This window comes from Aphanizomenon sp. CS-733/32, from assembly GCF_028330045.1.
Classification (GTDB): Bacteria; Cyanobacteriota; Cyanobacteriia; order Cyanobacteriales; family Nostocaceae; genus Dolichospermum; species Dolichospermum gracile.
The window spans coordinates 1-10,477 of record NZ_JAQMSE010000079.1 but is presented as its reverse complement, the minus strand read 5'-3'; the positions used below and the strand labels follow the sequence as shown (position 1 = coordinate 10,477).

At 38.1% G+C, this 10,477-nt stretch carries 12 protein-coding genes; 11 read left to right on the top strand and 1 reads right to left on the bottom strand.

Annotation, left to right across the window (positions count from 1 at the left end):
* The first annotated feature begins 96 nt into the window (after positions 1-96).
* From gvpA (PN471_RS06380) to PN471_RS06345, 8 genes are all read left to right on the top strand, one after another.
* A complete protein-coding gene (gene gvpA / locus PN471_RS06380; RefSeq protein ID WP_015080752.1) occupies positions 97-312 on the top strand; it encodes a gas vesicle structural protein GvpA in 216 nt (71 codons plus the stop codon).
* A gap of 110 nt (positions 313-422) precedes the next feature.
* Entirely contained in the window at positions 423-638 is a 216-nt protein-coding gene (gvpA, locus tag PN471_RS06375; protein ID WP_015080752.1) for a gas vesicle structural protein GvpA, read from the top strand.
* 303 nt (positions 639-941) lie between these two features.
* Positions 942-1,337 carry a gas vesicle protein GvpC gene (gene gvpC / locus PN471_RS06370; protein ID WP_271776130.1) on the top strand — a complete coding sequence of 132 codons (396 nt, stop codon included), beginning with the start codon at positions 942-944 and terminating at the stop codon, positions 1,335-1,337.
* 339 nt (positions 1,338-1,676) lie between these two features.
* On the top strand, positions 1,677-2,756 hold the full coding sequence (gene gvpN / locus PN471_RS06365) for a gas vesicle protein GvpN (protein ID WP_271776129.1): 1,080 nt from the start codon (positions 1,677-1,679) through the stop codon (positions 2,754-2,756).
* Positions 2,757-2,841: 85 nt separating this feature from the next.
* Complete coding sequence (gene gvpJ, locus PN471_RS06360) at positions 2,842-3,411, top strand: gas vesicle protein (protein WP_271776128.1); 570 nt, start codon at positions 2,842-2,844, stop codon at positions 3,409-3,411.
* Between the two features lie 112 nt (positions 3,412-3,523).
* Positions 3,524-4,033: a gas vesicle protein K gene (locus tag PN471_RS06355; RefSeq protein WP_271776127.1), complete on the top strand. Its 510-nt coding sequence runs from the start codon at positions 3,524-3,526 to the stop codon at positions 4,031-4,033.
* A gap of 46 nt (positions 4,034-4,079) precedes the next feature.
* Entirely contained in the window at positions 4,080-4,817 is a 738-nt protein-coding gene (locus PN471_RS06350) for a GvpL/GvpF family gas vesicle protein (protein WP_271776126.1), read from the top strand.
* 11 nt (positions 4,818-4,828) lie between these two features.
* Positions 4,829-5,191, top strand: a complete 363-nt coding sequence (locus tag PN471_RS06345; RefSeq protein ID WP_193897353.1) for a gas vesicle protein GvpG — start codon at positions 4,829-4,831, stop codon at positions 5,189-5,191.
* A gap of 149 nt (positions 5,192-5,340) precedes the next feature.
* On the opposite strand, the gene PN471_RS06340 is transcribed toward PN471_RS06345, so the two are convergent.
* Positions 5,341-5,658, bottom strand: a complete 318-nt coding sequence (locus PN471_RS06340) for a gas vesicle protein (protein WP_193897351.1) — start codon at positions 5,656-5,658, stop codon at positions 5,341-5,343.
* 125 nt (positions 5,659-5,783) lie between these two features.
* Between PN471_RS06340 and PN471_RS06335 the strand changes: the two genes are divergently transcribed.
* Genes PN471_RS06335 through PN471_RS06325 form a run of 3 tightly spaced genes read left to right on the top strand, consistent with a single transcriptional unit; the run spans position 5,784 to position 10,249 of the window.
* Positions 5,784-6,464, top strand: a complete 681-nt coding sequence (locus tag PN471_RS06335) for a GvpL/GvpF family gas vesicle protein (protein WP_271776125.1) — start codon at positions 5,784-5,786, stop codon at positions 6,462-6,464.
* Between the two features lie 38 nt (positions 6,465-6,502).
* Entirely contained in the window at positions 6,503-8,377 is a 1,875-nt protein-coding gene (locus tag PN471_RS06330; protein ID WP_271776124.1) for an ArsA family ATPase, read from the top strand.
* 39 nt (positions 8,378-8,416) lie between these two features.
* Positions 8,417-10,249, top strand: a complete 1,833-nt coding sequence (locus tag PN471_RS06325; RefSeq protein WP_271776123.1) for an AAA family ATPase — start codon at positions 8,417-8,419, stop codon at positions 10,247-10,249.
* Positions 10,250-10,477: the final 228 nt, after the last annotated feature.

Below are 10,477 nucleotides of genomic sequence, written 5' to 3'. Positions count from 1 at the left end.
CCACAACATAGTAGAATAACTCGAAGATCAAAATCTGACAGTTATTCTCCCAATCAGATCAAGTTCACAACCACAATGAGATAAGGTGCAAATATTATGGCAGTCGAAAAAACTAATTCTTCCTCCAGCTTGGCAGAAGTTATTGATAGAATCCTTGACAAAGGTATCGTAATTGATGCTTGGGTTCGTGTTTCTTTAGTTGGTATCGAATTACTAGCAATTGAAGCTCGGATTGTCATTGCTTCCGTTGAAACCTACTTGAAATACGCAGAAGCAGTTGGTTTAACTCAATCCGCAGCAGTTCCTGCTTAATTATTTGGTAGTTCGAGAATCAGGAGAGAATAACTATCAGATTGTCATTTCATAGTTATTCTCCCAATGGGATCAAGTTCACAACAACAATGAGATAAGGTGCAAATATCATGGCAGTCGAAAAAACTAATTCTTCCTCCAGCTTGGCAGAAGTTATTGATAGAATCCTTGACAAAGGTATCGTAATTGATGCTTGGGTTCGTGTTTCTTTAGTTGGTATTGAACTACTAGCAATTGAAGCTCGGATTGTCATTGCTTCCGTTGAAACCTACTTGAAATATGCAGAAGCAGTTGGTTTAACCCAATCCGCAGCAGTTCCTGCTTAATTAAGCAAATTCCCAATATCAGAATTAATGAATCTTTGAATTTAATTCTGATATTAAACCTGCTTTTTTTAATTATCTGTGTATCCCTCTTCTATCAAAATCAGGTAAAACCTTCATTTTACTAGGCTGTCTAAACCTTGAGAATCTGTTGCTTTATCCAAATAGTGATTAAAGAAGAGTATTCTGAAATTAAGATTTCTCAAAGGATATAAAAAAAAGCGAGAAACTCTGAAACTAGATTCAGTGGATTGAAAAATTCAGTGAATCTGGTTAATGCCAGTTTATTATTTTCTGGAGAAATTCATGACTGCTTTAATCCCAAAAATTCGCCAAGAACGTCAGTCAATAGTTGAAGCAGTAGCTCAACTATTTGAAGAGACTAATGAATTCTTGTCTGCTACAACAGCGAGAAGAAACGCACAAGCTCAAAAACAAGCAGAAGAACTACAAGCGTTCCGTAAGCAACTTGAGCAAACCAGCCAAGAATTTTTAGCAGCAACTGCTCAAGAACGCATTTCCAAAGCTCAAAAACAAGCAGAAGAACTACAAGCGTTCCATAAGCAACTTGAGCAAACCAGCCAAGAATTTTTAGCAGAAACGGCTCAAGAACGCATTTCTAAAGCTCAAAAACAAGCAAAAGAACTGCAAGCATTCCGTCAGGATTTGTTTGTAAGTATTTTTGGTGTTTCTAGCCGTTAATCTCTCAATACACAGAGCTTATCTGTTGGAGAATAGGTCTAAATAGTAATGCCCCCTAACATTCCAGGTGCAAAGCTGGTAGAATCAGGGGGCGAATAATAAAATTCAACAATGAGTTCAGGCCTGAAGAGTCGGCAGTCCATATTCAAACCGTAGCAACAGTAACGTATAAGTTCAATTTAGCGTTAAATTTACTACGTTTATTAAACTGGAGTTCTTACTTCATGCGCTCAACTAATGGAACGATAATAGCACATCAATTGAGAAATTTCACATTATTCTCATAATATTTCTTTTTTCCAACCATCTTAATTTACTTACCATTTTCATCTCCTAACTATGACTAAAACTAATCATAAAAGAGCAGTTCTTCGTGTCCGTCCAGGGCAGTTTGTAGTCACACCAGCTATCGAGCAAGTAGCAATTCGGGCGTTACTTTATCTCAAATCAGGATTCCCTATTCACTTACGTGGACCCGCCGGTACAGGGAAAACAACCTTAGCCCTGCACTTGGCTCACTGTCTAGATAGACCAGTCATGTTACTATTTGGAGATGACGAATTTAAAAGTTCGGATTTGATTGGTAGTGAATCAGGTTACACTCACAAAAAATTACTAGATAACTATATCCATAGTGTTGTTAAAGTTGAAGATGAATTCAAACAAAATTGGGTTGATTCTCGATTGACTCTCGCTTGTCGTGAAGGCTTCACTTTAGTTTATGACGAATTTAACCGTTCGCGACCTGAAGTTAATAACGTCTTGCTATCAGCATTAGAAGAAAAAATTCTCAGCCTTCCCCCTAGCAGTAATCAGCCAGAATACCTGAGTGTTAGTCCTCAATTCCGGGCTATTTTTACATCTAATCCTGAAGAGTATTGTGGAGTTCACTCGACACAAGATGCTTTGATGGATAGACTGGTAACTATTAATATGCCAGAACCGGATGAGATAACTCAAACAGAGATATTAGTTCAGAAAACAAACATACAAAAAGAATGTGCTTACTTAATAGTCCGGTTAGTTAAATCATTTCGGGTAGCCACAGGTGCGGAAAAAACCTCTGGTTTACGGTCTTGTTTAATGATTGCTAAAGTCTGTGCAGACAACAACATTGTAGCGACACCGGAAAATTCATTTTTTCAGGAAATTGCTATGGAGATTTTGTCTAACAGAACTCATCTATCTGTCAGCGAGTCTACAGATATTTTCCTCGATGTCATATCTCAATTTCCCACAAAAGAAATCGAGATATTAAATGATGCCGAATTGGGTAGCTTACCAACAATGGATACGCTCGCTAATACGGATTTAGGAAATGATATCCCCTTAGAGAAAGAAGTTTCTGATTACGTAAGTCAGCAAAAAAATAACGAATTCAAGGGATTTCAAAAGCCTTCAGCCAAAGTTCTTAACTAATCATTAATGCTCCATACTCTTCGGAGCAAAAATCTTTAGTTTACAAAATTCATTGTGTTTATACTATTCAAGAGTTGAATCATTCGTGACTTCTACGCCAATACTGCCAACACGTCCTCAAGCCAACTCAAGTCGAGCTATTAACACATCTACCCAGGGTTCGACTTTAGCGGACATTCTCGAAAGGGTTTTAGATAAAGGAATTGTAATTGCTGGCGATATTTCTATCTCTATTGCCTCCACAGAACTTATACACATTCGGATTCGCTTGTTAATTGCTTCCGTGGATAAAGCCAAAGAAATGGGTATTAATTGGTGGGAAACAGACCCTTATCTCAGTAGTAAAGCTCAACGGTTAGTTGAAGAAAATCAGCAACTTCAGAATCGCCTAGAGAGCTTAGAATCACAGATAAATTTACTAACATCAGCTAAAGTACAAGAGCAAATTCCCTTAGTAGAAAATACTGAAGATAATACTCATCCAACCACTGAAGACAATGCTCATCAAACCCATGAAGAAAGTATTCCATTGCCGATAGATTCTCAACTTGTAGAAAATACTGAAGATAATACTCATCCAACCACTGAAGACAATGCTCATCAAACCTATGAAGAAAGTATTCCATTGCCGATAGATTCTCAACTTGATGTCTAATTAACTGAAATTCAAGAGTTATCCATATCCAATTGATAAACGCTGGAACTCTGGCAATTTTAATGATTAAATTACATCAAAGAAATTTAAACCTTTATGTGGCATCATAAAAATGGTCTACACTCCAGTTGAAAACTCCAACGATTTCCTCACCGTCATTCCAGTTGAAAACTCTAACGAATTTCTAAACACCTCTCCTAAAAAGAAATCTAATAATGAAACGGGTTTAGCTCCCTTATTGCTGACCGTATTGGAATTGATACGCCAATTGATGGAAGCTCAAATAATTCGGCGCATGGAAGAGGATTTGCTCAGTGAATCTGACTTAGAACGAACCGCAGAAAGTTTGCAAAAGTTAGAGGAACAAATTTTAAATTTGTGCCAGATATTTGACATTGATCCAGCAGATTTGAATATAAATTTAGGAGATTTTGGCACTCTTTTACCAGCCTCTGGTTCTTATTATCCAGGAGAAACTGGTAGTCGCCCTTCGATACTAGAGTTATTAGATCGGCTTTTAAATACCGGAATAGTTGTAGATGGTGAAATAGATATAGGTGTAGCTCAACTAGATCTTATTCACGCCAAATTAAGGTTAGTTTTGACATCAAAACCAATTTAATTCCCCATTATCAATCGTAAATTTAGATTTGATTTTTTTGCAGATTATGAATACTGGTCTTTATTTGTACGGCATTTTCCCAGACCCAATTCCTGAAATTGTTGATCTTCAAGGATTGGATAAACAACCTGTTCATAGTCAGGTAGTTGACGGCTTTAGTTTTTTATATTCAGATGCCTGTCAAGAAAAATATTTGGCTTCCCGTCGTAATTTGTTAACTCATGAAAAAGTTTTAGAACTAGCAATGCACGAAGGGTTTCATGTTCTTTTGCCTCTACGGTTTGGATTAGTTGTCAAGGATTGGGAGACAATCCAAAAACAACTAATTGAACCATACAAAGAGCAATTAAATGAGTTATTTCAAAAGCTAACAGGACAAAGAGAGGTAAGCATTAAGATTCTTTGGGATAGCAAATCAGAATTGCAAGCCATGATGAAGTCTAATCAGGAGTTGAAGCAGCAGCGCGACAACATGGAAGGCAAAAATTTGAACATGGAAGAAATAATTCAAATCGGACAATTAATTGAAAGTAACTTAGCTGCTCGCAAACAGACTGTCATTCAAGAGTTCTTTGATAACCTACATCCTTTAGCTAAGGAGATTGTAGAAAGTGATCCGATGACGGAAGAAATGATTTACAATGCGGCTTTTTTAATTCCTTGGGAAGCAGAACCTGTATTTAGCGAACGAGTCGAAGCTATTGATCAAAAATTTGGCGATCGCCTACGTATTCGCTACAACAATTTTACCGCACCTTACACATTTGCCCAGCTTACTTCATAGGAGTTTTTACCATGCTGACGAAACTTTTACTATTGCCAATCATGGGTCCACTTAATGGACTTGTCTGGATTGGTGAGCAGATCCAAGAGCGTACCAATACTGAATTTGATGCTCAAGAAAATTTGCATAAACAATTATTAAACTTACAGCTTTCTTTCGATATTGGCGAAATTTCTGAAGAGGATTTCGAGATTCAAGAAGAAGAGATTCTCTTGAAAATTCAAGCCTTGGAAGAGGAAGCCCGCTTAGAATTAGAATTGGCAGAGGAGGAAGCCCGCTTACAACTAGAATTAGAAGAAGAGGAAGACTTGGCTATACAACCTCAATTTGCAATAGAAACTGACAGAGAGAAGGATCTCGTCCTATTACCCTAGTACCGCAGGAATAATAATTTTTAATGTCAACTGATTTATGGCAATAGTTACATAGCGTTTAATAAGATGATAACAAAAAACCCGCTTTCGCGGGTAATAATTTTGATTTAATGTCTCCATATCTACCAAATCCATCAAGATTTTATATCTTAATATTCAATCTCAAAAGTCTGGTAATTATTGGATTCAACAACATTCTTTAAACGCACCATACTTTGAGCATTGCTCGAGTGAGGTTGACGCAATTTATAAATCGTTCTCTCTGTGTTCTCTATCTCATTATTGAGAGAATCTAACCGTTTTTGAAGTGTAACCATTCGTTCTTTAATAGAGGATAATTCTCTGATAATACGTTGTTTCTCAGCTACCATCTTATAAAGTTCTAATTGACTAGATGCTTCAGAGATATGTCGTGGCATCGTGCTAATTTTAGCTCTAATAATACTACGATGACGAAAGCTTTTCATGATAAAACCTGAATATTTTCTAGTATTATAACCAATAAGTTACTATTGTAAATACTGAATAATTTAGAACTAAATTTATCTGGTATTTCCATGAATCGGAAAATAGTTTTATACAGGTGAAACATATGGAATTAGAAGATCTTTACACTTATGCTTTTTTAAAAACGCCTAGCTTTTCCTTGCATTTACCACAAGGTTCTACTACTTCAGTAGTTCAAATTGATGGAAATGGACTTTCAGCTATTGTCGAGCCTGGAATATCTTTAGATTCATTTCAAGATGATGATGAAAAAATTGTCCAGATGGCTATAGATCATGATCGAGTTATTTGTGATATTTTTCGGCAAATTACAGTTTTACCGTTACGTTTTGGAACTTATTTTGCCACTACAGACAACCTGCTAACCCATCTAGAAACTTACGGGCAAGAATATCTAAATAAGCTAGAAAAAATCAATTGTAAAACCGAATTTGTTTTAAAATTGATCCCTCGCATGATCGAAGAAGAATCGCCGATTTTAGAATCAGGTAGACATTACTTTTTAGCTAAGAAGCAACACTATCAAAGGCAAAAAAACTTTATTCTTGCCCAAGCATCAGAAAAAGAAATATTGATTAATTTTATCAGCAAAATCAATCAAATTCCCGTTATTATTCAAGAACAAGAAGAAGAAGTACGAATTTACCTTTTAGTCAATTACCAAGATAAAACCTTACTTTTAGAACAATTTTTAACTTGGCAGCAAACTTGCCCTCGGTGGAATCTATTTTTAGGAGAAGGTATTCCTCCTTATCACTTCATTTAATTATTTCTGCCAACGTTTATTTACTTTTTTAGCCTTTTATGAATCAATACGACTCACTTCACTTAGTCATGTTTAGCGGTAAAGGTGGAGTTGGCAAGACCACCATTTCTTGTAGTTTTGCTCGTTATTGGGCAAGACGTTTCCCTGAAGAAAAAATTTTGTTACTTTCTACAGATCCTGCACATTCTTTAGGTGATATATTACTTTCAGAAGTGAAAGATTATGCCTCACCATTAACAGATTTACCTAATTTGAGTATTCAGGCCTTAGATGCTCAAAAACTGTTATTAGAATTTAAAGCCAAATATAGTCAATTTTTAGAACTATTGGTGGAGCGAGGTAGTTTAGCTGACGGAGAAGACTTAGCCCCTGTTTGGGATTTAAACTGGCCTGGTTTAAACGAATTAATGGGGTTACTAGAAATTCAATACTTACTGTCTGAAAAAAAAGTAGATCGGATAGTAGTTGATATGGCTCCTTCTGGTCATACATTAAACTTATTACGACTGAAAGATTTTCTGGATGTGATTTTAAACTCTTTAGAACTCTTTCAGAAAAAACATCAGGTAATCACACAAACCTTCACCGGAGGTTATACAAGAGACGAAGTAGATGACTTTTTAGCTGATCTCAAACTGCAATTATCAGAAAGTAGGCGACTACTACAAGATGATACATTTACAGGTTGTTTAGTTGCCGCAGTTTCTGAACCAATGTGTTTTGCAGAAACAGAGCGATTCTTAGGAAATTTAAAAACTCTAGATGTTCCCTATGCGGGAATAGTAATTAATCGAATTTTAACAGATTTAGATATAGAGCCAGACCGCTATGCGGAACAGCAAAAATTTATCAATAAATTCTTAACAATTTCCCAAAATAAACCCGTTTTTATCGTCCCTCAACAAAAAATCCAACCATTGGGTGGAGTTGCATTAGATAATCTGGCATCTCAAATGCAGAAAATTGATAGTGTTGAACTTGCAACTCCCCCACTCATCCAATGGCCAAGCAAAATTCCCCCCAGCTTTAGTGACTTTATAGCTGAAGGGTGTCAACTAATTATTGTTGGTGGTAAAGGAGGAGTTGGCAAAACCACAGTTTCTGCCGCAATGGGCTGGGCTTTAGCTAGTCGTTATCCTGAGAAAAAAATTCGCATGATTTCTATAGATCCTGCTCATTCATTAGGAGATGCTTTTGGTCAAAAATTAGGACATGAACCTGTATTATTAACTCTTAACTTAAGCGGACAAGAAATTGATGCCAGCCAAATATTAGATCAATTCCGTGCTGATTATCTTTGGGAATTAGCGGATATGATTAGTGGGGAAGGAACAGAAACTGAAACAACAGTAAATATTGCTTATCTTCCAGAAGCTTGGCGACAGATTATGTCTCAAGCTTTACCTGGTATAGATGAGATGTTATCCCTAATTACAATTCTCGATTTATTAGACAGTAACGAGCAAGATTTGATTATTTTAGATACAGCACCAACAGGTCATCTCCTGCAATTTTTACAAATGCCAACTGCCTTAGGAGATTGGTTATCTTGGATATTTAAGCTGTGGATGAAATATCAAAATGTTTTAGGTCGGGTTGATTTTATGGGACGGTTGCGACATCTGCGCCAACAAGTTGTCCAAGCTCAAAAGAAATTAAAAGATCCACGTCATACCCAATTTGTGGGTGTAATTCAGGCAGAAGCAGCGATCATTGCTGAACATATCCGCTTAACAGAAACGTTGAAAACAATGAAAATTCAACAACGTTATGTAGTGCAAAATCGCTACAGCCAAGAACTGGCAACTGATAGTAGTTTGTTTCCCGAACAAACAATTATTCGTTTACCTAAGTTACCCAGATCGGTGGAACCACTTGCCAGAGTTCAAGGTGCTGCCAATCTTTTATTTTAAGTAGATGAACTGTTTAGCATCAATTTTTGGAGGACTATTATGAGTGATTTATTCAAAGGATTTGAACAGTTACTAGAACTGGTAAAAACCCTAGAAGAAAAGGCAGAAAACGGAGAAATCAAAACCAATGTCCAGTTTAATTCCCGACCTTTAAGCAACATTCCCCGCACAGGAAATATTCCTCGTAGCAATAATATGGGTAATGAGGTAGGTACAAGTCGGATGAACACTCAATCCCCCCCGGCTTCTGGTGCAGGTCCCTCAGATCCAGTTGTTCCTCCCGATCCCGCTTCGGGTATTGCTCTGAAAGATATCGGTGGACTGAGCGAAATTCTCAAAGAACTTAAAGAACTGGTTGCTATTCCTTTAAAACGCCCTGATCTACTGGCCAAATTGGGACTAGAACCCACCCACGGCGTATTGTTAGTTGGACCGCCAGGCACCGGCAAAACTCTCACCGCCCGGGCTTTGGCTGAAGAACTGGGCGTTAACTACATTGCTATTGTTGGACCTGAAGTCATCAGTAAATATTATGGTGAAGCGGAGCAAAGATTGCGCGGTATTTTTGAAAAAGCCGCCAAAAATGCTCCCTGTATTATTTTTATTGATGAAATTGATAGCCTCGCCCCAGACCGCAGTGCAGTAGAAGGGGAAGTTGAAAAGCGCCTCGTTGCCCAATTATTAGGCTTAATGGATGGTTTTTCCCATAGCCCAGGGGTGATTGTCCTCGCAGCTACTAACCGCCCTGACCACCTTGATCCAGCCTTGCGACGACCAGGACGGTTTGACCGGGAAGTCCAGTTTCGCATTCCTGATATCAACGGCCGCAAAGAAATTCTGCAAATTCTCACCCGTTCTATGCCCTTGGATGATACGGTTGACCTCGATTTTATCGCCGAGCGGGCGGTGGGATTTGTGGGGGCTGATTTAAAGGCTGTTTGTCAAAAGGCAGCTTATAGCGCCCTCCGCCGTCAAGTTCCTTCTATAGAGGTGCAAGCTCCAGAAAACATGACGGTTACTCAAACTGATTTTTTACAGGGACTAAAGGAAATCAAACCGGCTGTACTTCGCAGTGTGGAGGTGGAAGTTCCCCAAGTTGCTTGGGATGATATTGGTGGTTTAGAGAATATTAAGCGAACCCTGCGAGAATCTGTGGAAGGGGCGCTACTTTATCCAGAACTTTATCTACAAACTAAGGCTATTGCTCCCAAGGGGATTTTGCTATGGGGTCCTCCGGGAACTGGTAAAACTTTATTAGCCAAGGCTGTGGCTTCCCAGGCCAGGGCTAATTTTATTGGTGTCAATGGACCGGAATTACTGACCCGTTGGGTGGGTGCGAGTGAACAAGCGGTACGGGAATTATTTGCTAAGGCTCGACAAGCAGAACCCTGTGTCATATTCATTGATGAAATTGATACCTTAGCTCCGGCAAGAGGAAGTTACAGCGGTGATTCTGGTGTGAGTAACCGGGTAGTGGGTCAATTATTAACCGAATTGGATGGTGTAGAGGCGGGTGCAAGTATTCTGGTCATTGGGGCTACTAACCGTCCTGATGCTCTGGACTCAGCGTTATTACGAGCAGGTAGGTTAGATTTACAACTTAAAGTAGATTTGCCTGATTTGGCTAGTCGTTTAGATATTTTGCAGGTTTATACTGAGGGACGACCATTGTTAGATGTAAATTTAACCTATTGGTCTGAAGTTACAGAAGGTTGGAATGGTGCTGATTTAGTATTGCTGTGTAATCAAGCTGCTGTGGAAGCTATTCGCCGTTTCCGAGCGCAAGGACAGACAGATCCTGCTGATATCAGAATTACTAATGATGATTTTGAATATTCTCATCAGGTTTTAATAAGTCAACGTCATGCTTAGTTAGATAATCACAAATTTTAACATAGTAGTTAGGACTTTAGTCCTGATCTTATTCGTAGTAATTAGGACAGGGCTGAAGCCCTGACTACGGATTTTAACATATTTTAACATAGTAGTTAGGACTTTAGTCCTGATCTTATTCGTAGTAATTAGGACAGGGCTGAAGCCCTGACTACGGATTTTAACATATTTTAACATAGTAGTTAGGACTTTAGTCCTGATCTTATT

Bases quoted from the DNA above. Each gene is read 5' to 3' on its own strand.
- gvpN (WP_271776129.1), top strand. From the start codon at position 1,677: ATGACTAAAACTAATCATAAAAGAGCAGTTCTTCGTGTCCGTCCAGGG.
- PN471_RS06330 (WP_271776124.1), top strand. From the start codon at position 6,503: ATGAATCAATACGACTCACTTCACTTAGTCATGTTTAGCGGTAAAGGT.
- gvpA (WP_015080752.1), top strand. From the start codon at position 423: ATGGCAGTCGAAAAAACTAATTCTTCCTCCAGCTTGGCAGAAGTTATT.
- PN471_RS06345 (WP_193897353.1), top strand. From the start codon at position 4,829: ATGCTGACGAAACTTTTACTATTGCCAATCATGGGTCCACTTAATGGA.
- PN471_RS06350 (WP_271776126.1), top strand. From the start codon at position 4,080: ATGAATACTGGTCTTTATTTGTACGGCATTTTCCCAGACCCAATTCCT.
- gvpA (WP_015080752.1), top strand. From the start codon at position 97: ATGGCAGTCGAAAAAACTAATTCTTCCTCCAGCTTGGCAGAAGTTATT.
- PN471_RS06335 (WP_271776125.1), top strand. From the start codon at position 5,784: ATGGAATTAGAAGATCTTTACACTTATGCTTTTTTAAAAACGCCTAGC.
- PN471_RS06340 (WP_193897351.1), bottom strand. From the start codon at position 5,658: ATGAAAAGCTTTCGTCATCGTAGTATTATTAGAGCTAAAATTAGCACG.
- PN471_RS06355 (WP_271776127.1), top strand. From the start codon at position 3,524: ATGGTCTACACTCCAGTTGAAAACTCCAACGATTTCCTCACCGTCATT.
- PN471_RS06325 (WP_271776123.1), top strand. From the start codon at position 8,417: ATGAGTGATTTATTCAAAGGATTTGAACAGTTACTAGAACTGGTAAAA.
- gvpC (WP_271776130.1), top strand. From the start codon at position 942: ATGACTGCTTTAATCCCAAAAATTCGCCAAGAACGTCAGTCAATAGTT.